We start from the raw sequence: 24,200 nt of genomic DNA on the forward strand, positions 1-24,200 counted from the left end.
AAGGCAAATTGTTTATCTTTGCGATAAATCAATGATCTATCTGAATTGATTTATTTTAATGGTCACTATTCCGAGAGCGTCTCTTAGTATGCTCTTCAGATTACATTCCCAAACTATGCGACACTAAAAGTAATAGATTATACGAAATCTAGTGAGTGCTAACAAGCTAACAGGAGGTAATTTAGTGAAATTAAACGACCATTTTAAGGCATTTATCGGGGAAATATCATTGAATCCAACGAGAGAAGATAGAATAGACAGCGCGTTTGAGACTTGGGCGGACATTCTAAAGAACGATGAAGAAATAAAAGATAAAATTATTGTTCCGTTCACTCCGTATGGATATCCGCTGCCATCCTCACGTTCATGATGCTGTAGAGCGACAAGTGCTTGTCTGCATGTGATCCCGGCAGTACGTCTCATTATTTCAAAACCATAAACTGTATGTTGGTTTATTTGATGAAACTCATCAGGGGTTAGTTTTTCCGGTTTATTAATGATCTCATCAGGGATCTTTACCTTTCCAATATCATGTAAAAATCCTGCAATGGTTAACTCTAATAGTTCTTGCGCTCGTATGCCTCTCGCTCTACCAATAAGTTGGGATATAATTGCAACCCCGATACTATGCCTGTAAGTATATTCATCGTGTTGCTTTAGGTGGGTAAAAATATGATGCAGATCCGGATGTTCACTCATTACTGTAACAACGGGAATAATTTTTTCGTGAACATAATTTAATGGTATATGTTTTAAATAACGTACCTTATCAAACGCGACTTTAATTTCATTAATTGCAGAATTGACGAGATGAAGAATAGATGCTTGCTCTACGTCATCTTCTTTTATCGCTATACCTTGGTGCAATAAATATTGAATGTCTCTACGTGTAAGTACAGATAACTTGGGTACAACCAAAACGCCGTTCCTATTGTAAAAATTTTTGTTAATTCGGAAGCCAACGTACTGGTATTGACTGGAGTGACTTTCTTTCATTCAACCACCGCTTTCTCCAGCTTACTTTTTGATATTCCCGGTTCGGTTCCCATGCTTGATCGCGAGCTTCACCAGGCTTTTGACTACTCGTTCTTTTGCATCTAAAAATGTAAGATCTTGGACTTCTTGGTTGGTTTCACGAAGTCTACCGCATAATTCTTTGATATGCTTAGGCTAATATCAAAGTTATCTTTTAATAAATTGGTAAAGTCATGAGCCGATAATGAAAGGATCTGTGTATCTTCAATAGCTTGAGCAGTGGCGCGAACGCGGTTTACCTTCCAGCAATGATAGCTCTCCGAACGCTTCACCCGCAGCAAATACCGTCAAGATTTCTTCCTCGCCGCTGTTACGATTGGATGTGTAGATTTTCACGCTGCCCGAGATCACGATATAAAAAATCAATCCCATTTCGTGCTCACGAAAGAGGATCGTCCCTGCTTTATATGTTTTCACCTTGCTGACTCTTGAAATACTTTGCAATTGCTGATCGCTGAGGTTATTGAATAATGGTGCTTTTCCTAGTATTTCAATCTTATAACCTCCAAGAATTATGCTAGCTTCTTAATATTATTTGCATCGAAGGTCGTGTTTTCGATTAATTCATATATTTCCGTACAATATCTTCCAACACAAACCCGACCTGCAAACATTTTTGTTACTCTTACCAGTTTATTTGCCTTAAGTATTGTGTTTGCTCCTGTCTGACCTCCGATAATCTTTGCAGAAATACTGCCCCCGGCTTCTCGTGACCTGAGGCAGTTAAGAGTGCTGGGTAAAGCATTCTAATACTGACTTGATCGTCAACTATCATTATCTTTGCTGCTGGATTCTCCTCCTTTATCAATAAAAAAATAACCCAGAAATGGATGATGGCAAATACTCACCCAAATCGGCAACTTGGCGATCATAAAGGGATGCTCCTTCGATCCATAGCTTTGCATCCCTTTCTTTCGAAAGGTTTGTCATTATCGATTGGCTATAATCGTTACCCTTACATAGTCCATTTGAACTATATAAAGTATACGATGCCAACAATATTCTGTCGAAACCACCTTAATGATTCTGGTCTTATTTTTCGACATTTCATGACTGAAAATGAATCATTTCATCATGAATTATAAACCGTTGAGGTGCATTTTTGGAGAAATAAGCATATGGGAAAAATCGAGTTGCGAAGAAGGAAAGTATTTATTCACATCAAATTCACCAAAGAATACCGGAATAACCGTTTGTCTTTAAGAACATCGTAAGTAAGAAGTTTAATAGTAAAATCACACCGCCAATTGTAATCGCTCCGGTCTATGGAACAAGAAGGATTCGTACTACAATCCATGATCGCGTCCATCTTTCGGGTATCCACCAGCCGTATAAGACGGTATAAATTAATGTGCTTAAAATGTAAAAGAAAACTGAAATGGCAACGATTGAAACAGCGGATTCCGAAAAAACCAAACACATTAAGCCTAAAATATAAATAATGATTACCGCGAACGCTGCAAAGGCGAGTACCTTTGAAAGAGGTGCCGCCTCTGCTTATCTTCTGCTGCTATTTCATCCCGAACTTCACTTTCGACTTCGTATCGAACTTCGTCTTTAATTCTTGATCTTTCGTACGAATCCATTTTGTACCGTCTCCATTCGACCTATAGAAAGGGATTTGGCATACATAGATTTAATAACGCAAAAAGACTGTAATCCTCTAAACTAAAGGATTACGTTAATATGGAGCTGTGGCGAGATCAGTTCCTCTTTGATGTTATTAAAGGGCGGTTTTGTTCAATTAAACTGATGCAAAGAACTATTGTCATGCATTTCATACTTCGATGCACATGGTAGTGATCCGCTTGTACAATCAAAAGGGTACAACAACAACTACTATAGAGAGTCGGTGTAGAATATGACCAAATCGTTCTGGTTAGTGTTTTATTCAATGTTGATTTTAATGATGAGTACTAATATTCCTTCGCCCCTTTACCAATTATATCAGATGAGATACGGCTTCTCGCCGCTCGTCCTTACGCTGATATTTGCTACCTATGCCGTGGTGCTGATTCCTTCGTTAGCGTTGTTTGGCAAGGCGTCGGATCGCTATGGGAGAAAGAAACTGATTGCGGCTGGATCCGTGACTTCGATAATGGCCTCCGTATTGTTTGCATGCTCCTCTGGGATATGGATGCTGTTCGTAGCGAGAGCTTTGCAAGGGATTGCTGTAGGTATGCTCAGTGGGGCAGGGTCTGCTGCGTTAATGGAGTTGAACCCCTATCCGAACAAGCAGTCGGCGGCGCTTGCGGCGTCAATCGCGACAGCGGGCGGAACAGCCATAGGCCCCCTTATCGGCGGTGCAGCCGCCCAATACGCCTCCTATGCGGATGTGTCTCCGTACGTGGTACATTGGCTACTCGTCTTGCCCTGTTTACTAGGGATCATCGGACTTAGGGAAACGGTTCAAGTACAAACGCAGAATCATTCCCAACAATCCCAAGTCTCCCGAGAGTCGCAGCGGCTTACCGGCGAAGTCAGGCGGTCATTCACATCTGCCGCATTAACTGCGATGACCGCATGGGCTGTCACCGCATTGTTTATGTCCGTCATTCCGTCATATATCGCATCGCTGCTAGGTATTCGCAATCTGGCATTTGCAGGTGGTGTCGTCTTCCTAATGCTCGGCGCCTCTGTCCTCACACAGCTACTAAGTCGAAACGTAGGCACATCCACTTCAATGTTGGCAGGCCTGTTGACGCTTTGCCTAGGTTTGACGCTTATCGTAGTGGCGGTTCCTCTTAGCTCCGCAATGTCGTTGCTCATCGGCACTGCGACTGCCGGAATCGGACAAGGACTATCTTTCAAAGGCAGCATGCAGTTGGTCAACGCCATCGCGCCGCCTGAGCACAAAGCAAAGATCATCTCTAGCCTCTACATCTGCGTATATATCGGTGTTGGCATTCCTATTATCGGTGTTGGTTTACTATCGGCACATTATGGCCTTTTTCGTGCTATAGTAGGATTTACGCTTGCTGTTGGGATGATTTCCTTAATCTTAGCTGGGCGTTTAGCTATGAATAGGAGGGAGGAAAACGCTTATGGAGTCCAATGTAAATGTGGCAGAGATCGCCGCCATTCTCGCAGAGCCTAGTCGGGCGGCGATGTTGGTGGCCTTGCTGGACGGTCGGATGCACCCGGCATCAGAGCTGGCCTTTATGGCGCGAATCAAACCGCAAACGGCTAGCTTCCACCTCGGAAAAATGTTGACGTCTTCCGTCGTCACACTACAACGACAAGGCCGCCATCATTATTATCAAATGAATCCAGATGTTGCCGGTACATTGGAAACATTGTTATCTATATCGCCGATGATTCCGGTTCAGTCTTTGCGGGAATCGACGCAGGCCAGAGCGGTGAAAAAAGCACGGACTTGTTATGACCATTTTGCCGGTGAGTTCGGGGTAGCACTGACCGAGAGCTTATTGCAGAAGGGCATTATTTCGGAGGAGATAACGGACTTCCAGTTGACGGAGCAAGGGAGCGCATTCTTCACAGACTTCGGCGTTGACTTAGTGGCACTTCGGAGGAAGCGTAGAGCTTTCACGAAAAAATGCCTCGATTGGAGCGAACGCAAGCATCACCTAGCCGGATCACTGGGTTACGGGATCGTGATCAAATTTCAAGAGCTTGGCTGGGTGGAAGCGATGCCCGGTTCTAGGGCTATTAAAGTAACGGAAGAGGGAAAGCGGGGACTTCAGGAATATTTTGAAATGCAAATGGGTTAGCTGAGGGAAGTTTCGAGTAGTACTGCCTAAGTGATGAACTGGAGCTTGCTGTTGTAGGCTGGCACGTTGACGATCAAGTCTCCTTCAGCTAACTCGTCGATTTATAGTCCATCCGGACTGATGTGTAACAATGATATATTTACCTACCTGGTGTTTATTCAGCTACCCCGAAAATTTCACATCATCTGTGTTGCCAGAGAGGGCATGGGTGGCTATCGGGTACCGTTCGACAAGTTCTGCTATAAACGTCTAATAGCGGTAAGAAGTTATCCCGATGGATTCGTCAATCTCAGCAAGCAGGTTGGAGAACGGCCACACCGGAAGCGAAGAAGGTAATAGTACCTTATGCGCCATCACCCAAAGAATAAGTAAATGAGGTTTTTATTCTATACAAAGAAATAAATGACACCTAGACTACACTATGTCTAGGTGTCATTTATTTTTTTTCATGAGATGTATCCGAGGTCTAAAGAAACGGTGTTAGGAAATTTTGTCCTTGCAAAGAGCTTCACTCAAGTTAGTTTCATTGTTTTGGTAACTTGATTCGGATTTATAAAAATCTTGTTTATCTAAGAATAAGGTGGCCAAGGTACCCCCAACCAGACCCCAGAATGGCGCTCCAATATGGAGAATTGAGATCCCAGAGATTGTGATTATAAAGGAAAAGAGGGCGCCTGATTTGAATGGACCAGAGAAACTCATTTTCAAAGAGTCAACTAGTACACTAATCATGGCGACGCCACCTAGTAATTGAATTAATGAGGCAGGAATGACATGTGGCATTTGCGAAGCTATTGGAGAGAATAGAGCTAATAGACAGGATAATACTCCTAATACAATAGCAGCGACATACCTATGTTCATGTTTGCCTGATTCTTTATTAACAAGTAAGCCCGTCATGGGACCTGCAATACAGGCTGGGTGGCCCCCAAAAAAAGCATTTATAATGGTACCGATTCCGCTCCAATTGGTCATGGCATTGATCGGTGGACGATAGCCATGGGGCTCTAACATAGCAATCCCTTGGGCATTTTGAATGGCAATAACCGTTAAGAGTAATGGAATGACAAGTTCCCCTACAACGGAAAAACTAAATGATGGGATGATAAAATGGGGAATGCCCATTGTTATATGGAGAGGCTGTACAGAAACGTTTGGCAAAAATTTAAGACAAAGAATTGCTGCAATGATCGCCCCTAATATAGGCGGAAACTTTTTTGAAAATCGTAAGAAAAAAGAAAGAGCAAGAAAGACAAGTAATGGGATTCCGTTGAGTAAAGGATTTTTTACAATCGAGCCGATCATTTCAGTTCCAAAAGGGAGTAAGACGCCTGACACCATCCCCATCATAACTGGCATAGGCAAAACCTTCGTCAATTTTGTAACAAGGCCAGATAATCCTAAAAGAAAAATAAGGATCCCGGTTATAATATAGGCACCAACCACTTGGTTGAAAGAATAATGGGTTAAGCTTGAGCCGACAAGAATGGCTCCAGGTATTGAAAAGGCATAGCCTATGGGTTGCCCATAATATAAGGAGACGATGAGCGTTAGGAGTCCCCCCATCCCATAAATGGCGAAAATCCATGAGCTGGTTATGCTACCAGACAAATGACCATTTGCAGCAGCTTGTAAAACAATTAATAATGGTTCCTGCTGAACCAAAAAGCCAGGCCACAAATCCATTCGATATATTCCCAACCGATAAAAGCTTTGGAAATTGTATAATATTTTTTTTGATCATCAAAGTCACACTCCTTCAACTTATGAATAAAACTACATCTAAGTGTATACGTAATTTAACAATACTTAAAATATCTGTTTTATCTATTTACTATATCTTTTGTGTATGATGGAGGTTTCATCTTGGATATTCGACAGTTAAAATACTTTGTCACTATAGCAGAAGAAGGTAAGATCACGACCGCTGCAAAGAAATTAAATATTGCTCAACCCCCTTTGAGCAAACAACTCAAACAAATGGAAGAAGAGCTAGGCGTCGTTTTATTTGATCGAGATAACAAAAGTCTTAATTTAACCTTGGAGGGGGAAAGATTACTTCTTCGAGCAAAAGAACTTTTAAATAAACTTGATGAAACAATGGTTGAAGTTCAAGAATTGAGGAAAGGCGCCAGTGGGATTTTATCTGTTGGATCCAATCTTTATTGTGCATCTTTAATTCTTTCTAAGGTGGTAGATATTCGTGAGAAAAATCCTGGTCTTACTTTCAAAGTATGGGAAGGTGAAACGATTCATCTCATAAAAATGTTATCTAAACGTCAGATTGAGATTGCGATAACAAATAGTGCAATAACAGAAAAAAGTATCTCTCAAATGGCATTGGAAAGTGATCCATATGTGCTTGTTTTGCCTGAAAAATGGACGTGGAGTGGATCAGAACAATGCAGGTTAGAGGAAATCATCGATTTGCCATTGATTCTTCTGCGACCAAACTATGGTTTAGGTGCGTATGGACAAATTGTCAATGAATTTCAACGGTTAGATTTAGAACCAAATATATTGTGCGAATGTCAGGATTTAATTATGTTACTTGGTCTCGTTTCATCGGGGTTTGGTGCAACGATCTTACCGCTCTCGTTATTATCCCTCCATTCAATGGGAGGATTAAGAGTCATTCAACTAAAGGATCAGACCTTAATATCTGAACCCAAAGTAATTTGGAGGAAGAATAGTTATTTATCAAAAGCAGCAAAAGAATTTTTGAAACTTTTTTAGACACCAAAATTATTTACTCAAAAGTAAGACTTCAACGTTGAAAAATGGCAAATAATGATGTTTCTTTTTGGGAAAATTTTGAGATACACGTTTACCAGAATTTGCAGTTTGGTTTATTATTACAAATAGAAACATGAGTTGGAATACAACCCGTAATCCGATACAGGAGGAAAAATGGCTGCGAACGAGTACTATAAGCCGACGGAATGGTGAATTTAAGGAGACATTCGGGAGGTTTTCGAAATCTGTTGGAATTTCCCGGACTATCAGCGATGGTAACCCGACGTGTACTTGAAGATCGACTCGGCCGACAAAGCCCCGGAGACCGGTGACGAGGTGTACGTCATTCTGTCGAAGAGCAAGCTGCCGTACAAGCTGCGCTGGCAGTCCTGCAAAACGGGCGAGCAGGTGCTCCACAGCATTTCGCTGAAGGGCACAGGCGATTTGACCGGCCACGGCATGTGGACGTTCCAACAGGACGGCGATTATGTAAACGCGCGTTTCGATTGGTACGTGACTGTCGACAAGGCCGCAGAGCCTGGAACGAGAGCTGGAGAGAAGACGCAAAGCGGGCATCTCCGATGCAGGCTGATTTGTCGGAGGAATACGGAAGGGCCCTGGCCCGGAAGGCCGGGCTTTTCGTGCATCTCAACTGCAACAAGTAACCTACATCGTTTAACCAATCTTGCAGAGCCGTCGGGGACGTTCCCTGACGGTTTTTCTTTCGCAGGCGATGACGGCACGGTCAATGGACATACTACAGTGAAGGAACCTAATGAAAAAGGAAATGAGGATATCCGAATGACTGCTGATCATACAACCAAACAACTGACCGATATCCCTTTTTCGGTGCTTGACCTGTCTCCGATCGTTGCCGGCGGCAGTCCCGCCCAATCGTTCCGGAACACTCTGGATCTTGCCCGGCATGCCGAGAAGTGGGGATACCACCGGTATTGGCTTGCGGAGCACCACAATATGCCTTTTATCGCGAGCTCGGCCACTTCTGTCGTGATCTCGCACGTCGCCGCTGGAACGTCAACGATTCGAGTGGGTTCAGGCGGGATCATGCTTCCGAATCATTCGCCGCTCGTGATCGCGGAGCAATTCGGAACGCTTGAATCCCTGTATCCGGGACGCATCGATCTCGGACTTGGACGGGCGCCGGGTACCGATCAGCGTACCGCCCGCGCGCTGCGCCGCGGCGGCCGGAATGACGCCGAGGATTTCCCGGAGCAGCTGGATGAGCTGCGAGCGTACTTCGATCCTTCGCTGGCGTCAGGACCCATGCCCGTCAAGGCGATTCCCGGCGAAGGGTTATCGATTCCTGTCTGGCTGCTCGGCTCCAGCGGGTTCAGCGCCCAATTGGCCGGTCAGCTCGGTCTTCCGTTTGCCTACGCGAGTCATTTTTCGCCTGTCAATACCGTGCCGGCGCTGGAGTTGTACCGCCGTTCCTTCAAGCCTTCGAAGGCGCTGGAAAAGCCTTACGCGATGGTCGGCGTGAATGTTGTCGCCGCCGACACGGATGAGGAGGCAAACCGGCTGGGAACGACGCTTCAGCAGCAATTCCTGAATCTGATCCGGGGCGAAGAAATTCCGCTGCAGCCGCCGGTCAGAAGTATGGATGGTCTATGGACCGAGTACGAGCAGCGGGCGGTCCATCAGCAGCTCGGGTCTTCCATCTTCGGCAGTCCGGGAACGGTGAAAGTTAAGCTCCAATCGTTCTTGGACGACACCCAGGCGGACGAACTGATGGTCATTGCCCAGGTGTTCGACCATAAGGCTCGCCTGCATTCGTATGAGATTGTTACGAATCTGTTCAAATCGTAACCCGCGTGCGATAAATGAATGTGCCGCGGCCGGATCAAGCTGAACCGCGAGAAATCGATTGGCTGGACCTATCCTCGGATCATCGGCAATCCTGCGCCGATCGCGCAAAAAAACACTCCATACCTTACCTACCATACCGGAGTGGTTTTTTGCGCATCTTTGCGTCAAGATCTCTTCTTCATGCGAGCGCCTATGTCAGGCGGAAGGCGGTCCGCCGCCGAGTAGGTCCAAGTGTGAATGGATGTGATCGATCACTTCATTGATGCTGGATACCATATTCGTTGCGGCTCATGCGCGCTCATCTTCCGTACCGATTGGTCACGACGTACCGTATCCGTATCTCCTTTTTATCGTGTTTCGCCATCTTCGCATGTTTTTCCCGTTGTTGAACAAACTAGTTGAGGTCTAATCATTCATAAGGAGAACTTGCGCATGAAACCCCAATATAAGCCATTATTTGAAGACTTTACGCTGCGAAGTGGCATCCGGCTGGACAATCGAATCGTCATGGCCCCGATGACGAACTGGTCGTCGAATGAGGACGGGACGGTGTCGGACACCGAGGTCGACTATTACATCCGTCGGGCCAGCGGCGTCGGCATGGTCGTGACCGCATGCACCTATGTCACCCGCAACGGCAAAGGGTTCGCCGGCGAGTTCGGCGCCGACACGGACGACATGATCCCAAGCCTGCGGCGTCTTGCGTCCGCGATCAATGAAAAAGGCGCCGTGGCGCTGCTGCAGATTTTCCACGGCGGGCGCCTGTGCCCGCCGGAGCTGGTGCAGGACGAGGATATCGTGAGCGCGAGCGACGTGCCGTCGGAACAGAACGGGAATGTCAGGCCAAGACCGCTCCATGATGACGAGATCGAAGCCATCGTGCGTGACTTCGGGGAGACGGCGCGGCGGGCGATTGAGGCGGGCTTCGACGGGGTAGAGATTCACGGCGCGAACGGATACCTGCTGCAGCAGTTTTTCTCGCCGCATACGAACCGCCGCGACGACCGCTGGGGCGGGGATCTAGCGAAACGGCTGACGTTTCCGCTCGCGGTGGTGGAAGAGGTGAAGCGAGTCGTCGCCGAGCATGCCAAACGGCCGTTTGCCGTCGGATACCGCTTCTCGCCGGAAGAACCGGAGGAGAACGGCATCACGATGGACGACACGTTGAAGCTGGTCGACGTGCTCGCGGGCCGGGAGCTGGACTACCTCCATGTGTCGCTCATGGACTTCCGTTCCAAACCGCGGGTCGGGGCGGACGATAGCAAGTCGCGGCTGCAATGGATTGTGGATATGGCCAGCGGACGGACGCCCGTCATCGGCGTCGGCTCCATACATACGCCCGAGGAAGCGCTGGAGGCTCTTGAGACGGGCGCGGAGCTGGTTGCCCTCGGCCGCGAACTGATCATGGAGCCCGATTGGGTCGCTAAGGTCGCGGAAGGCCGGGAGGCCGAGATCGCAACGACGCTCAGCAAGAAGGATCAGCGCCGGCTGGTCATCCCGGATCCGCTCTGGCAGGGCATCATGGGCGCGCCGGGCTGGTTCCCGGTGGTGCACTGAACGCTTCGCCGCAGCCGGCTTTTCCGTCATGCCTCCTGTCTTAAGCCGATCTTAGTTTTGGTTTATATATATTTAATGATTTTGGGATAGGATGATAACAAATTCCGGCTGAAAATTACTTGATCAATCACATGTCAATAAAGAGAACGGTCTGGATACCTGCGATCCTGGCAGACGTCGCCGCCGTGCTGCCGGGCACCGTCCGCACCGATGCGCACCGGCTTCTCCCGGAGTACCGGTTTGTAACTCCTGCGTGCTGTAATGACGGTCGAGCACCCGCCGCAGCGTTCTCGTCGGCATATCGTACACGATAATGCCGCCTTCCAGCGGATGGTCCGGCCATCCCGAGGGAATCGGTAATGTACACGAACCCGTTCCGGTTGTCGACGACGAGGTCGTTCAGGAACGTACTCCGGTAGGACGCGATTTCATTCGGAATGACGATGTAATCAAGCAGCCGGTTCGTGCCTAAATCGAGCACAATCAGCTTCTGCGACCCTTCCGGCGAAGGCGCGTAGGCGATTTTTCCCTTGTCCAGCAGCCACATCCGGTTGTACTCGTCGATTTCAGCACCGACTGCAGCACGCGGACATTGCCCGCCTGGTTCCACGCCCAGCTGGGGAAAGCGTCGAGCACCGGCATGCCGTCTTTCAGCACGATCCTGTTCATCGTGGAAGGGATGTCCTGCGCCTAGCGCGGCACCGACACATAATACCGTCCCTGCCGTTCCAACTTGATGCCGCCGGCATCGCCGTGCGCCAATATTGGTTGGCTTCAAACGTCTCCTTCATCCGCGCGTCGGGAAAATCCCAATCCAGCCGGTTCCAGTGGAACCGATCTCATAATGCCGCATGGAGCAGCCTCCTCATCACACTTACTTACAGATAGATATGTGCATGCGGCGGGCGATGATGACTTGTGATTGACATGGCGATCGGAAGTAAACAGAATGGTTACAACGGAGTGATGCGAAGTGAAGCAGATAAGCAGCCGCTTTTCCGTAGCGGTCCATATCTTGTCCCTGATCGCCGTGAGCCCAAAGGAATGCACCGGCGACTTTATCGCGGGAAGCGTCAACACGAACCCCGTCATAATCCGCAAAATCATGGGCAACCTGAAGAAAGCGGGTCTGGTCGACGTGCGTCTCGGCGTGGGCGGTGCGTCTCTGCTGAAGGCTCCGGATGAGATCACGCTTCTCGATGTCTACCGCGCAGTGGACGTCGTCGAGGAAGGACAGCTGTTCTACGTCCACGGCGGGCCGAGCCCAGACTGTCCTGTCGGCCCACGCTGCGCGCGGAGTTCGCGGAAGCGCAGGCGGCCATGGAGCGGCGGCTGGAGAAGACCACGCTGGCGCAGCTCGCGTTGCAGTTTCAATAAAAAAGCTCATCATGAGCTTTTTTTATAAATAAGTTGTAATCAGTGTTGTTATAACGACAATTATTACAACAAAACGAAAATATGGAGGGATTCCGATGAAATTGTTGGTGACAGGCGCAACCGGCAAGCTGGGCTCGATGGCGGTGGAGAAGCTGCTGGAGACCGTGCCGGCGGAAAATGTGGCGGTGAGCGTGCGCGATCCGAAGAAGGCGGAGCATCTGCGCGCCCGCGGCGTCGACGTGCGTGAAGGCGACTTTGACAAGCCGGAGACGTTCGACCGGCACGTTAGCTTGCATCGACCGTTTGCTGTTGATCTCCACGGACGGCGACAACGAAACGCGCATTCGGCAGCATAAGGCCGCGGTGGAGGCTGCGAAGCGCGCGAACGTTGGCTTCATCGCCTATACCAGCATCGGCCGCGCGGACGACAGCACCATCTTCCTCGCCGAAGTTCACAGGGCGACGGAAGCGGCAATCCGCGACAGCGGCATTCCGTACTCGTTCCTGCGCAATAACTGGTACACCGAGAACGAGATCGGCACCGTTCAGGCGGTGCTCGGCGGCGCGCCCTGGCTGACGTCGGCGGGATCCGGCCGGGTAGGATGGGCGGCGCGCCGCGATTATGCGCACGCGGCTGCAGCCGTGCTGGCCGGAAGCGGTCATGAGAACACCGTTTATGAGCTTTCGGGCAAGCCGCTCACGCAGGAGCAGTTCGCCGCGGAGCTTGTCGGCGTGCTGGTTCGCGATGTTCCGGTGCAGCAGGTGGATGACGAGACGTACGCCTCTATCATGGCGGGCACCGGCGTGCCCGAGCCCGTGGTGCCGATTGTGGTGGCGATTCAGCGCGCGATCCGCGAAGGCAATCTGGACATCGAGAGCGGGGACATCGAGAAGCTGCTCGGCCGCCCGGCCGAGCCGGTGGGTAGCGTGCTTCGTGGTATGGTGAGCGAGCTCCAGTACGGGAATAATTGATTTTGCAGGGGCTATCCCAGGGCCGATTCGATGACGACCGGGGATAGCCTTTTTCCACGGACACAGGTGGGGAAACACGAAAAATCGTGTCCAGACGGGCAAGTGGGCGGGGGAACGGTGAACGGACATGAAAATTCGTGTCTGCGAAGTCCCCCGGCTAGCCGATTCGCCGGACACGCTCGCTTGTTACCGTTCGCTCGCGCCGGAGTACCGAAAAGACCGGGCCCGCTGCGTAAACGGCGCCTTGCGGAAGGAAACGCTTGCGAAACGGCGAACTGGAAGGAAGGCGCGATTCACGGTGTCGGGTGCAAAAGCAGCGAGCCGTACCGCAGGGACGCGTCGAAAGCCGCGGCTTTCTACAAGGCGGCATTCGGAGCGGCCGAGCTGTACCGTCTGGATGACGACAAAGGGAAGCATATCGTCGGCGAGGCGAATTTCTGGATCCAGGACGACTCGGACTGGAGACCGGAAACTGCGGGTCGGAGCACCGTTCGGATGATCCTGACGGTCGACGACCCGGATGCCATGGTCGTGCAGGCGATCGGCGCAGGCGCCCCGAGATCTTCCCGATCGGCGAGGAGCACGGCTGGAGGATCTTCCGACTGGCCGACCCGTTCGGATATCATTGGGGATCGGGAAGAGACTCGAATAAGGACAGACATCGCAAAAGGGCATCCGGTCAGGATGCCCTTTCTGCGTATGCCGGTGATTATTGCGGGTTGGTCGTGAGAATGCCCGCGGTTTTCAATACGACGCGCGACGTCAGCGTGAGGGCCGCGATCGCCAGCTGCGCCACGTCTCGGGCTGCATCATCCGCTCCTCCGGGCCGACCGGCAAGCCCGTCCTGACGGCGAGCTCCGTGTTCACGGTGCTCGGCATCGTCAAGGCGACGACCCGGATGTTGGACTTGCGGACCTCATGGAAGAGGGATTCCGTCAGGCAATCACGGCGAATTTAGACGCGCAGTAGGCCGAACCCGTCGCGAAGCCGCGTTCTCCGGCCGTGGACGCGACATTGACGATGTCGCCAGACTTGCGCTCCAGCATCGTTGGCAACGCGGCGTGTGTAACATAGTACGTCCCCATCAGGTTGACCTGAACGATATGCTGCCACTCCTCGGGATCCATGTCCGCCACGGTGCCGAACGTCGCCGTTCCCGCGTTGTCGATCAGGATATCGACGGTGCCGAGCTCGCCGATCAAGCGGGCGACAGCCGCTTCGGCCTCGCCGCGGTTGCCGACGTCGGCAACCGCGATGGCGGCGTCGAAGCCGTACGTCTCCTTCAGTTCTTTCTGCGCGCGTTCCAGGTCGGACGCGAACCACGCCATCAGGCCCGGACGACACCTTCCTGTGCGAGGGTGCGGGCGACCGCGAGACCGATCCCCTTTCCAGCGCATGTAATAAATAGCCGTTTTACCTTTGAGTATGCCTGCCTTTCCCTCCTGTCCGTTATTCCAGATTCGCGTGATTGCCGTACATCTTGCCGGAGTTCTGGCTCTGTGATTCCATGATCCGAAGGATGACGGCGTCTAGCACAACCAGAAGCGTCTGCTCGAACAACGATCCCATCGGCTGCACCGTCAAATCCAGGTCGGACGCCTGGTCCTTCGGCGCGCCCGGCAGCTGGACGACGATGTCGGCCCGCGCTCCGATCGTCGACTGCGGCTGGATGGTGAGTGCGGCGACGTCCGCATCCAGCGCCTTCGCCTTTTCGGCCATGCCGATCAAGGTCCGCGTCTCGCCCGAACCGGAGCCGATCAGCAACAGGTCACCCTTAGTAATACCTGGTGTTACCGTCTCGCCCACGACATGGGCTTGCAGCCCCAGATGCATCAGGCGCATCGCGAAAGCCTTCATCATGAGGCCGGAGCGTCCCGCCCCCGCCACAAAAATACGCTCGGCCTCGAGAATCGCTTCCGTCAGCCGTTCGCCGGCGCCTTCTGTGAGCAGCGATGCGGCATGCTCGAGCTCTTGCACGATATGCGCCGCATGGCGCTTGATGGACTGCGCCATCGCTTAACGCGCCGAAATCAGCCGCTTCATTTCGGCTGCCGCGGCACGCTTGTCCGCCTGGCCTGTAATGCCGCCGCCGACGATGACCAGATCCGGGGACGCCTCGATGACTTCCGGCAGTGTGGCGAGCTTGATCCCGCCTGCAATCGCCGTCTTGGCGTTCTTCACGACGTTTTTGATCATGCGAAGCTGTTCAAAGGAATTCTCGCCTTCCGCTTGTAAATCATACCCGGTATGCACGCAGATATAATCAACACCTAGCGCATCGACTTCGCGCGCGCGCTCCTCCAGGTTTTTCACGTTGATCATGTCGACCAGAATTTTCTTGCCGTGCTTGCGGCCTTCCTCCACCGCGCCGCGGATGGTGGAATCGTCGGTAGCGCCCAGCACCGTGATGATGTCGGCCCCGGCTTCGGAAGCCTTCATGACCTCGTAAGCGCCGGCGTCCATGATTTTTAGATCGGCCAGCACGTCCAGACTCGGGAACGCCTCCTTGATTTCCTTCACGGCAAGAAGCCCTTCGTTAATGACGACCGGAGTGCCGATTTCGACGATATCGATATATTCTTGTACTTCCTTGACGACTTCCTTGGCTTCCGGGATGTTCACCAGATCAAGTGCAAGCTGAAGTTTCATGTTGAATGAGTGCCTCCTTTGAGTGTGAATATACTAAGTATGCGCTAGGCTGAACTTAATTATAAGGAGAAGGTATCAAAACTGGAAGTAGGCACAATTTTGTTATATAGTGTCTAAAAGTATACTACGGTGTAGGAGGCGGACTGCAGCATGAGCAGAAATGAAGACAAGGTATTCAATTACGAGAAAGAACTGACGCTCTCCGTGGGCAAGTGGAAAATGATCATCATGTGGCACCTTGGAAAAGATGGCACCAAACGTTTCAGCGAGCCTAAATCGCTGATTCCGGACATCACGCAGCGCATGCTGACGACGCAGCTGCGGGAGCTGGAAGACGACGGCATCGTGAACCGCAAAGTGTATCCCGTCGTGCCGCCTAAAGTTGATTTTGGAGCTGCAGTTGGTTTTATACAAGTGATATTAAGGGGGGAATAGTGAAAAGAAAACTTACATTTGTCTTAAAAGTTCGTCTCTGAAAATAATAATGACCCTTCGAAAAGGGGTCATTACGAAGGCCGAGGATAATTCGGTATTAACACTTCTAAGAAACAGTTCGATCAATCGCATAGCGCAGTTGAAGCAGTTGCACATGCTTAAAACAATAGTTATCTTTGTCGATTAAGAGATTCAACCCTCTGCAACCCTCTGACTTCTAGTACGGGTGCCACATTGAAAATCACTTCGTTTACAAGTCCTTGACCCAGGAATGAATTGTGGATATCGGCGCCACTGTTACGGTTGCAACTGAAATAATAAAGGAAGTTACTAAAAATGATTAATAAAATGGATTAAAAATGCCTTGGTTTAGTCGTGTTGGACCCTTCGAACATTTTAATTTTTAATGATGGGTAGAAAAAAAGCACCTTCCTTACAGTTAAGTGAAGGTGCTTCTTTTATCTAATAGGTTTTGTAAAGCAATATTGTAAATGTAAGCTTATGCTTAATTGTTTAATTCCGAAATATCCATTTCTTTTATGATTTCTGCTATCCGATTTTTTCCCCATTCATACATCATTTCAACGATAGGAAGTAAAGTCATCCCCAATTCAGTCATGGAATATTCCACTTTCGGTGGTACTTCTGGATAAACCTCGCGATGAACTATTCCATCTTCCATCAGTTCTCTTAATTGATTCGTTAATATTTTATGAGATATTTTTGGAAAAAGCCTTTGGAGATCACTGAATCGATGTGGTCCTTCTACCCCCAAATGCCATAAAATAACAATTTTCCATTTACCACTTATAATTGATAAGGTAAGTTCTTTTTCACAATTATAATCACCATTTATAATCTTTTCTTTAACTTCATCTCTAAATGTATCTGGCATAAATTCTTACCTCCTTATTTGTATCAATTGTAACCTGTCGGTAACCTCCTTACAAAAAAGTGCATTCTTCACAGTGAAGAAAACAAGCAGTAGAATGAAATGGTCGTCTTACCGGCAAATCTTTTTCATTAATGAGGAGGAACTACAAATGAGTAAAAAAGCACTTTTAATTATACCACCAGAACGTTTCAATGAAGACGAATTATTTCAACCAAAAGCGGAATTGGAAAGCAACGGAATTGATGTGACAATTGCAAGTACAAAAACAGGTGAAATCATAGGGGATTATGAAGGTAAAGCAACTGCTGAGGTCATTTTCTCAGACGTTTTTGCTTCTGACTATGATATTGTATCTGTTATTGGTGGATCTGGTACGAACGATCATCTATGGGAAAATAAAGAATTACAAGACTACTTGAAACAAGCGTATACTAATAAAGTTCTTGTAACAGGAATTTGTGCAGGTGCGGTTACTGTAGCTAAAACGGGTTTACTTACTGGAAGGGAAGCAACTTGCTATCCAGTAGATGTACAAAAAGACCAATTAAAAGCGAATAAAGTAACATATGTTGAAAAACATGTTGTTGCTCATGATGATATTATCACTGGTGATGGTCCAGATGGCGCTAAAGAATTTGGAGAAGCTTTAGTAAAAGCATTAAGCTAATTCTACATTTCCTCCCTGAATTTTCATATAATCGAAAGCCTACGGAATTAATTCCGTAGGCTTTTGGCTATCCAAATGTAAGAAAAATACACCAAAAATTAACCCATTTAACAGATAGAGTTGGTGCTGTCCTATGGATATTATTTTGCAACGCTCTTTTAATTTTTCTTTATGTTCATCTTACCACTGAGTAAAAAATACTTTATTCTCAATGTAAAAGTGTACAATTCTAAAATATCATTAAGTGCATGCTCTATGTTTTCGTTAAAGTTTAATATTATTTTTTCGGCTAAGCGGGAGCTTATCTACTTCTTGCAATCCCGAACCAAGGGCATGTCGGCTCCAGTTCGAGCAATTGATGAAATTCAAGAGCAGAAGCACAATGATGGACTTGTGTGTCCGCATTGCCAAACCCATTCTGTCGTACGTTTTGGGAAGTATGCTGTAACAACACGTGCTGGCATTGTCAAACGGCAGCGTTACCGTTGTAAATCCAGCATTCAAACGTTTAATGACCTCACAAACACCCCTCTTCAGCGTACGCGTAGACCACATCTTTGGGTTCGTTTCATTGAATTCATGATTGAAGGTTATTCGCTAAGGAAATGTGCCGAAGAGTTGCTTGGTGAAGTTACACATGTCACCTTGTTTTACTGGCGGCACAAAATACTCGCCGCGCTGAAGCAAATACCAACTGAAGCATTCCAAGGTATCGTCGAAATGGACGAAACCTATTTCCTGTTCTCTGAAAAAGGCAAGCGGAATCTCGTTGAACGAAAGCCTCGAAAACGCGGCGGTAAATCCAAATATCGTGGAATAAGCAACGACCAGGTTTACGTCCTCGTAGCCCGTGACCGTCAGAAGATGACCTACTCTGGCGTTCTTGGACGTGGGCGTATTAAGACAACGAAGTTGGATGAAGCGATTGGCGAACATCTATCCGATTCAAATGTTATTTGTACTGATTCGTGGAGAGCATTCAGCTCGTACGCAAATACGAAAGGCTTGGCTCATTACCGATTCAAATCTGATGGGAAATAACGTGTGAAAGGCGTATACCACATCCAAAACGTAAACAGCTACCACAGCCGATTGAAGAAATGGATGGACCGTTTCAATGGTGTTGCAACTAAATATTTGCAACATTATTTGGCATGGTTTCGCTTTATAGACAGCAAGGAATATGAAAACACCTCATCGAACAAGAAAAATATGTTAGTGTTATCATGTCTGTTTCCTGTAAAGGAGACAAACGTTCATCTCCGTCAATCATCGTATTCTTGCTAAATTAAAGGTCAAATACTTAGAAAGATGGTGTGAAAGTGCAATATTTTATTGGTATCGTTCCCCCTGATGAGTACAAAGAACAAATCGCATTATTTCGTAATCGTTGGGATAGCAATCGGCTTAGGGAAGTTGTCGAGCCTCACATCACTGTGAAGGCTCAAGGTGGACTTACCGAAGATATGATATGGCTTGACAAAGTGCGAGAAGCTTGCTCATCCGTGCAAAGTTTCCAATTATCGCTTACAGAGCCAGCAACGTTCGGAACTGCGGTTGTATTTCTGGGCGTTCAATCGAAAGAGATATACGAATTGCACAAACTACTGGTAGAAACGGTATCACCCTCGCCTGAGCTTATCAAACGTTATTTCGAGTTGGATAACTATCATTCTCATTTGACTTTAGGTCAGACTTACTGGGGTATGAAAGAATCGGAAATTACAGAAATGGAATCTGCATCGAGAAATGCATTAGCACCTTTTCCGACCTTTAATGTAACTTACGTTCGGGTGTATAAAGAAATTGAACCTAACAAATACGTACCATTTGAAGATATCCAACTCGCTATTTAACCGCCTTATCGAAGGCGGTTATTACTTGGTCAGTAATCAACAAATAGATTTAACATAGCCTTAGGAAAAAACAATTTCGGATTAACCCCTTGAGTTTGGACACAAGCTCACCCTTACTCATCCAGGCTTAGTTTCTTAAGTTATACACGAACTTCTTTAATTGGGATCGGTTTAATCAGGTTCTGCTCATAGAATTGGTCTGGCGACATATCCCGGATGCTGGAATGGATTCGCCGCTCATTGTAGAATCGAATGAACTCGGTGACTGCTTCATAGGCTTCGCTGTAGGACTCAAAATCATATCGAGCTAAACAGTCGTCCTGCAGCAACCGGTGGAAAGACTCAATGTGTGCATTCATGTTCGGCGTTCTCGGTGGAATCCGTTCATGTTCTATTTCAAAGCCTTTACAAGCTGCTTCAAAAACATGTGAGACAAATTGAGGTCCATTGTCGGAACGAATGACAGGCTTTAATTCTGCCTCAAACAACTGACGTTTAAATAGGGCCGTTTGCAGGGTCCGTACCACATCGGTAGCTTCACAACGTAAGCCAATGTGGAAAGCGACCACTGAGCGGTCGTAGACGTCTAAGCAGGATTGAATAAAAAAGAAGCGATCCTCACCTACAATGTAGCCATATTTAATATCGGTCTCAAAAAGTTGATTAGAGGCCGTAATGATCCGGTTTCGAGCAAGTTTCCTCGGGTATTTAGAGTGAATTTTTCGCTGTGGGCGCAGAATGTCCAGCACTTTGCATAATCGGTAGACTTTCTTTTTGTTAATCACAAGGCCGTATTCCCGGCGTAGCGCCACGGTTAGTTTCCGATAGCCATACGTATAGCCGTCCCCAGCTACCAGTTCCATTAACCATTCCTGAATCTGAGCATCCGCCACTTTGGTGCCGTCTTGCTGAATGGAATATCCGGGTGCTTGGCGCCCCTCACTTACTGTTTTCTCCACTACTTTACTGAACTTATGGTAGTAGTAGCTGGATCTCGGAATTTGGACCAAACGCAGCACAAGCGTTACGGCATATCCCTGGTTAATGTAGCTGTCCGCTACTTCAACTTTGTCAGCAAATGAGGGTTTTTCTTTTTTATTAAGCCACGAAGGATCGCAATCTCTAGGGCTTGTTCACCAAGCAACTTCTTTAATTGATCGTTTTCCTGAGCCAGCACTTTCGATTCCAATCCTGTAACGGCATCATGTGATGTCTCACCGTACTTGCCTTCTTCGAATTCTTTCACCCAACGGTGAAGCATATTGACCGCAATCTCATAGCGGCGCGCCACCGCGGATTTATTCCCGGTTTCTATTGCTTCTTTGACAACCTGCTTCTTAAATTCTTTTGAATGTTTATTTCTTGTCATTTCATCAGCCCCTATCACTAATAGTGTAAACCATACACACTCTTAGTGTCCAAGTTCTCTAGGGGGCTAAACAGATTTCACTTGGATTAGTTAGGATTTAATTTACAATTTTTTAGCCAATTAAGAAGCAGGAACTAAAAAAATTTAAATCATATATAGGTGCGAGACAGAAACCTTATAGTTTACTTCGTTGAAAATTGATGAATTCCCTGCTCCTACCTTTTCGTAATAAAAAATATTTGAATAATTTTTACATTAAGTCAGGTGAGGTTTAATCGGTTTTTATCCGGGAATTAGCTGACGATTCTACCTTCAATCTTAAAACTCATATATTTCCGACCATTTCACAAAAAAATGTTTAATGCTGTATTAATATTATCGAGATCCAAATTGATTTGTTCGTTCATATCCCAAGCGTGGTACCATCCCTTTTCTACCATATAACTATAAATTTGTTCATGCATATCAAGAAGCTTCCACCAAGTGACGAGTTAGAATCTCTTTAACTTCAGGCGTTCCTGATTCGGTAACTGCAAACGCATAATTTCTAATTCCACTTTTAGCTGCAATTAATTAATCTGGATCGTCTACACTTAGTTGGACAATAAAAATAAGGGCTTGTAGAATATACTTATCATCATGAAGGAGCGGAACGCTACAATGCCCAAACAAGAACGACGTACCTTTACTCCAGCTTTCAAAAAACAACTGGTGGAACTCTATAAAAATGGGAAATCCAGAGCAGCGATTGTGGAGGAGTACAATCTCACAGCCTCAGCTTTAGACCGCTGGATCAAACAAGACCAGACAACGGGTTCCTTCAAGGAGAAGGACAATCGCTCGTCAGAAGAGAACGAGCTGATCGCATTACGAAAAGAGAATCAACGTTTGAAAATGGAGGTGGATATTCTAAAGCAAGCAGCGCTGATCATGGGACGAAAGTAGCTATCATCCAGAGCAACCGTGATAAATACTCGGTATCAGCAATGTGCGACGTCCTGCAAATCGCAAGAAGTACGTTTTACTATGATGCGAAGGAACTAACGAACGAAGACGATGTAACCGAAGCGATTATAGAAATATTCCATAGCAACCGAAAAGCTTATGGTACACGAAAGATCAAGGTCAAGCTCGAGGAACGCGGGATCGTCGTTTCCAGGCGTAGAATTGGTCGGATTATGAAAGAGCAAGGGCTAGTCTCTACCTACACAGTGGCGCAATATAAGCCTCATAAAACCACGCCTAATGAAGCAACGACAAGGAATGTTCTGGACCGTGAGTTCGAGCAAGAAGAAGCAAAGCGCTTCGTTGTCAGCGATCTAACTTATGTGAAGGTTCAGAACCAGTGGCATTACATCTGCGTGCTGCTGGACTTATTTAATCGAGAAATCATTGGTCACAGTGCAGGTCCGAATAAAGACGCTGCTCTGATTTCCCGCGCCTTTGCGAGCGTTCAGGGCGATTTACGTCAGATTCAGTGGTTTCATACGGACCGAGGCAGTGAGTTTAAAAATCACAAGATAGACGAGCTTCTGGGGACGTTTGAAATCGGTCGATCTCTAAGTGCGAAAGGCTGTCCATACGACAATGCCGTAGCCGAGGCCACCTACAAAATCATGAAAACAGAGTTCGTGAACCAGATGAACTTCCAGAGCCTTCATCATTTGGAACTAGAATTATCCGATTATGTGAATTGGTTCAACAAGCATCGCATTCATGGAACATTAGGCTATATGACGCCTGTTCAGTACCGTCAAGAAGCCCTTAAAAAAGCTGTTTGATTTACTGTTGACAATCCAATCCATTGCAACCATTTGATCAGATAGTCCATCCATTCCAATTAACGTTTCATTGATTGGATTCATATTCATTCATCTCCTAATTATTGCTTTGCATTGGATAAGTTAGAAGCTAATTTTCATACAAGAGGTTTTAGCTGCATCTGGAGTAAATCTTCCAATACCTCTGTTGACATACACATTCAATCCCCTCTCTCTTTGTCTATCCTCTAAAATTTCTATATAATGTCCAAAGGCATTTTTCTAGTCGGTTGCGGAAATACCTCATCAAGTCTATTTAAATCCTCTTTTGTTAATTCAATTATAGTAGCTTTCGCATTTGCTAGTACATGTTCTTCTTGAACAGCTTTTGGAATAGCTAGACAATAGTTAGAACGGATTGTCCAAGCGAGAGCGATTTGTAAGGGTTGTACAGCGTATTTTTCTGCAATCTCTTTAATGGTTGGATCCGTTAACAATTGTCTTCTTAATGAACCTCCTTGAGCTAGCGGACTATATGCCATAATAGGCATGTGATGTTCTCGCTGCCATGGTAAGAGATCATAATCTATACCCCTTGAACCAAGATGATATAACACTTGATTAGTCATACAATTTTTTCCGTTAGTGGTGTTCCATAACTCTTTCATATCATCGGTATCAAAGTTGGAGACTCCCCACCTTACTATTTTTTCTTCCTTGCGTAGCTTCTCCATTCCTTCAATGGTTTCTGCTAATGGCACACGTCCTCGCCAGTGTAAAAGGTACAAATCAAGATGATCGGTTCCCAGCCTTTTTAGACTGTTTTCACACGCTTTGGCAATCATATCTAATCCTGCATGATGAGGATACACCTTTGATACTAAAAAGACGTCATCTCTACGTCCTTTAATTGCTTCACCTACTAAGCGTTCAGAATCGCCATCACCATACATTTCCGCCGTATCTATTAGTTTCATGCCTAATTCTATTCCGAGTTGTAAAGCTTTGATTTCCCTTTCTCTCGTTTGAGGATTTTCTCCCATGTACCAAGTTCCTTGTCCTATTCTTGGTAGAGAAGTTCCATCAGGCAATGTAACTACACGACTTTCAAGGGGATTTTTTATTTTTGTTAATTTATTATCGTCCTGTACACTCATTAAAAATCAACACTTCCTTTTGTATCTTTTTATGTACCTAATGAACAAAAAAGACAGCAATACTCTTTTGCAGTATTTCCACCAGTAAATCACACAATTCTTACCTTATTTCTATTTTAGTTAGTAGGGGGGTAAGCTTCGGTTCAACATCCATTTAGGCCATTATACTAAGTGAGC

The 24,200-nt window shown here is 47.1% G+C and carries 17 protein-coding genes, 7 pseudogenes and 1 riboswitch; of the genes and pseudogenes, 13 read left to right on the forward strand and 11 right to left on the reverse strand.

Annotation, left to right across the window (positions count from 1 at the left end; translation table 11 throughout):
• Positions 1–123 precede the first annotated feature (123 nt).
• A complete protein-coding gene (locus ACHHV8_RS01490) occupies positions 124–996 on the reverse strand; it encodes an HD domain-containing phosphohydrolase (RefSeq protein ID WP_395156147.1) in 873 nt (290 codons plus the stop codon).
• A gap of 243 nt (positions 997–1,239) precedes the next feature.
• Entirely contained in the window at positions 1,240–1,452 is a 213-nt protein-coding gene (locus ACHHV8_RS01495) for a cyclic nucleotide-binding domain-containing protein (protein WP_395156150.1), read from the reverse strand.
• Between the two features lie 435 nt (positions 1,453–1,887).
• A riboswitch (cyclic di-GMP riboswitch) is annotated at positions 1,888–1,973 on the reverse strand.
• A 923-nt stretch (positions 1,974–2,896) separates the two neighbouring features.
• Between ACHHV8_RS01495 and ACHHV8_RS01500 the strand changes: the two genes are divergently transcribed.
• Together ACHHV8_RS01500 and ACHHV8_RS01505 are read left to right on the forward strand one after the other, a co-directional pair.
• Positions 2,897–4,132 carry an MFS transporter gene (locus ACHHV8_RS01500; RefSeq protein ID WP_395156152.1) on the forward strand — a complete coding sequence of 412 codons (1,236 nt, stop codon included), beginning with the start codon at positions 2,897–2,899 and terminating at the stop codon, positions 4,130–4,132.
• The gene (locus ACHHV8_RS01505) at positions 4,080–4,766 is read left to right on the forward strand and encodes an ArsR/SmtB family transcription factor (protein WP_395156154.1); all 687 of its coding nucleotides are present in this window, start codon (positions 4,080–4,082) and stop codon (positions 4,764–4,766) included. The genes ACHHV8_RS01500 and ACHHV8_RS01505 overlap by 53 nt, the downstream gene beginning before the upstream one ends.
• A gap of 480 nt (positions 4,767–5,246) precedes the next feature.
• Here ACHHV8_RS01505 and ACHHV8_RS01510 read toward each other — a convergent pair whose 3' ends face one another.
• Positions 5,247–6,452: a benzoate/H(+) symporter BenE family transporter gene (locus ACHHV8_RS01510; protein WP_395156156.1), complete on the reverse strand. Its 1,206-nt coding sequence runs from the start codon at positions 6,450–6,452 to the stop codon at positions 5,247–5,249.
• A gap of 180 nt (positions 6,453–6,632) precedes the next feature.
• On the opposite strand from ACHHV8_RS01510, the gene ACHHV8_RS01515 reads away from it, so the two are divergent.
• From ACHHV8_RS01515 to ACHHV8_RS01525, 3 genes are all read left to right on the forward strand, one after another.
• Positions 6,633–7,502, forward strand: a complete 870-nt coding sequence (locus tag ACHHV8_RS01515; protein ID WP_395156159.1) for a LysR family transcriptional regulator — start codon at positions 6,633–6,635, stop codon at positions 7,500–7,502.
• Between the two features lie 801 nt (positions 7,503–8,303).
• Positions 8,304–9,329 (forward strand): LLM class flavin-dependent oxidoreductase, encoded by a 1,026-nt coding sequence (locus ACHHV8_RS01520; RefSeq protein ID WP_395163393.1) that lies wholly within the window; start codon positions 8,304–8,306, stop codon positions 9,327–9,329.
• 432 nt (positions 9,330–9,761) lie between these two features.
• Positions 9,762–10,886: an NADH-dependent flavin oxidoreductase gene (locus ACHHV8_RS01525; RefSeq protein WP_395156161.1), complete on the forward strand. Its 1,125-nt coding sequence runs from the start codon at positions 9,762–9,764 to the stop codon at positions 10,884–10,886.
• Between the two features lie 197 nt (positions 10,887–11,083).
• On the opposite strand, the pseudogene ACHHV8_RS01530 reads toward ACHHV8_RS01525, so the two are convergent.
• Positions 11,084–11,677 (reverse strand): annotated as a pseudogene (locus tag ACHHV8_RS01530) (L-dopachrome tautomerase-related protein); the annotation flags it as partial.
• 182 nt (positions 11,678–11,859) lie between these two features.
• Here ACHHV8_RS01530 and ACHHV8_RS01535 point away from each other — a divergent pair.
• The 3 genes and pseudogenes from ACHHV8_RS01535 to ACHHV8_RS01545 all read left to right on the forward strand — a co-directional run bounded on the left by ACHHV8_RS01535 (position 11,860) and on the right by ACHHV8_RS01545 (position 13,964).
• A pseudogene (locus tag ACHHV8_RS01535) lies at positions 11,860–12,263 on the forward strand (Rrf2 family transcriptional regulator).
• A 95-nt stretch (positions 12,264–12,358) separates the two neighbouring features.
• A pseudogene (locus ACHHV8_RS01540) lies at positions 12,359–13,235 on the forward strand (NAD(P)H-binding protein).
• Between the two features lie 183 nt (positions 13,236–13,418).
• Positions 13,419–13,964 carry a VOC family protein gene (locus ACHHV8_RS01545; protein ID WP_395156163.1) on the forward strand — a complete coding sequence of 182 codons (546 nt, stop codon included), beginning with the start codon at positions 13,419–13,421 and terminating at the stop codon, positions 13,962–13,964.
• Here ACHHV8_RS01545 and ACHHV8_RS01550 read toward each other — a convergent pair.
• The 3 genes and pseudogenes from ACHHV8_RS01550 to hxlA all read right to left on the reverse strand — a co-directional run bounded on the left by ACHHV8_RS01550 (position 13,945) and on the right by hxlA (position 15,884).
• Positions 13,945–14,688, reverse strand: a pseudogene (locus ACHHV8_RS01550) (3-ketoacyl-ACP reductase). The gene ACHHV8_RS01545 and the pseudogene ACHHV8_RS01550 overlap by 20 nt on opposite strands.
• Positions 14,685–15,248, reverse strand: coding sequence for a 6-phospho-3-hexuloisomerase (gene hxlB, locus ACHHV8_RS01555; protein WP_395156165.1), 564 nt, complete (start codon positions 15,246–15,248; stop codon positions 14,685–14,687). Before hxlB ends, ACHHV8_RS01550 begins: the two are co-directional and overlap by 4 nt.
• Positions 15,249–15,251: 3 nt before the next feature.
• Entirely contained in the window at positions 15,252–15,884 is a 633-nt protein-coding gene (gene hxlA / locus ACHHV8_RS01560) for a 3-hexulose-6-phosphate synthase (protein ID WP_395156167.1), read from the reverse strand.
• A 150-nt stretch (positions 15,885–16,034) separates the two neighbouring features.
• On the opposite strand from hxlA, the pseudogene hxlR reads away from it, so the two are divergent.
• Positions 16,035–16,274 (forward strand): annotated as a pseudogene (gene hxlR, locus ACHHV8_RS01565) (transcriptional activator HxlR); the annotation flags it as partial.
• A gap of 550 nt (positions 16,275–16,824) precedes the next feature.
• Here hxlR and ACHHV8_RS01570 read toward each other — a convergent pair.
• Positions 16,825–17,214, reverse strand: coding sequence for a winged helix-turn-helix transcriptional regulator (locus ACHHV8_RS01570; RefSeq protein WP_031537027.1), 390 nt, complete (start codon positions 17,212–17,214; stop codon positions 16,825–16,827).
• Positions 17,215–17,362: 148 nt separating this feature from the next.
• On the opposite strand from ACHHV8_RS01570, the gene ACHHV8_RS01575 reads away from it, so the two are divergent.
• From ACHHV8_RS01575 to ACHHV8_RS01585, 3 genes and pseudogenes are all read left to right on the forward strand, one after another.
• On the forward strand, positions 17,363–17,881 hold the full coding sequence (locus ACHHV8_RS01575) for a DJ-1/PfpI family protein (protein ID WP_395156170.1): 519 nt from the start codon (positions 17,363–17,365) through the stop codon (positions 17,879–17,881).
• Positions 17,882–18,136: 255 nt separating this feature from the next.
• Positions 18,137–19,168 (forward strand): annotated as a pseudogene (locus ACHHV8_RS01580) (IS1595 family transposase).
• A gap of 35 nt (positions 19,169–19,203) precedes the next feature.
• Entirely contained in the window at positions 19,204–19,737 is a 534-nt protein-coding gene (locus ACHHV8_RS01585) for a 2'-5' RNA ligase family protein (RefSeq protein WP_395156172.1), read from the forward strand.
• A 140-nt stretch (positions 19,738–19,877) separates the two neighbouring features.
• On the opposite strand, the gene ACHHV8_RS01590 is transcribed toward ACHHV8_RS01585, so the two are convergent.
• Together ACHHV8_RS01590 and ACHHV8_RS01595 are read right to left on the reverse strand one after the other, a co-directional pair.
• Positions 19,878–21,106, reverse strand: a protein-coding gene (locus ACHHV8_RS01590) for an IS3 family transposase (RefSeq protein WP_395156174.1) whose coding sequence is annotated in 2 segments (ribosomal slippage) — positions 19,878–20,818 and positions 20,818–21,106 — 1,230 coding nt in all. Because the reading frame shifts where the segments join, the coding sequence is not laid out codon by codon here.
• A gap of 344 nt (positions 21,107–21,450) precedes the next feature.
• Positions 21,451–21,679 (reverse strand): annotated as a pseudogene (locus ACHHV8_RS01595) (spore coat protein); the annotation flags it as partial.
• An 87-nt stretch (positions 21,680–21,766) separates the two neighbouring features.
• On the opposite strand from ACHHV8_RS01595, the gene ACHHV8_RS01600 reads away from it, so the two are divergent.
• Positions 21,767–22,887 (forward strand): IS3 family transposase gene (locus ACHHV8_RS01600; protein ID WP_395156176.1). Its coding sequence is split into 2 segments (ribosomal slippage): positions 21,767–22,016 and positions 22,016–22,887, totalling 1,122 coding nucleotides; the frame shifts between segments, so codons are not numbered across the junction.
• 236 nt (positions 22,888–23,123) lie between these two features.
• Here ACHHV8_RS01600 and ACHHV8_RS01605 read toward each other — a convergent pair.
• Positions 23,124–24,023 carry an aldo/keto reductase gene (locus ACHHV8_RS01605; protein ID WP_395156178.1) on the reverse strand — a complete coding sequence of 300 codons (900 nt, stop codon included), beginning with the start codon at positions 24,021–24,023 and terminating at the stop codon, positions 23,124–23,126.
• Positions 24,024–24,200: the final 177 nt, after the last annotated feature.

Source organism: Paenibacillus sp. TAB_01, from assembly GCF_043945595.1.
Taxonomy (GTDB): Bacteria; Bacillota; Bacilli; order Paenibacillales; family NBRC-103111; genus Paenibacillus_S.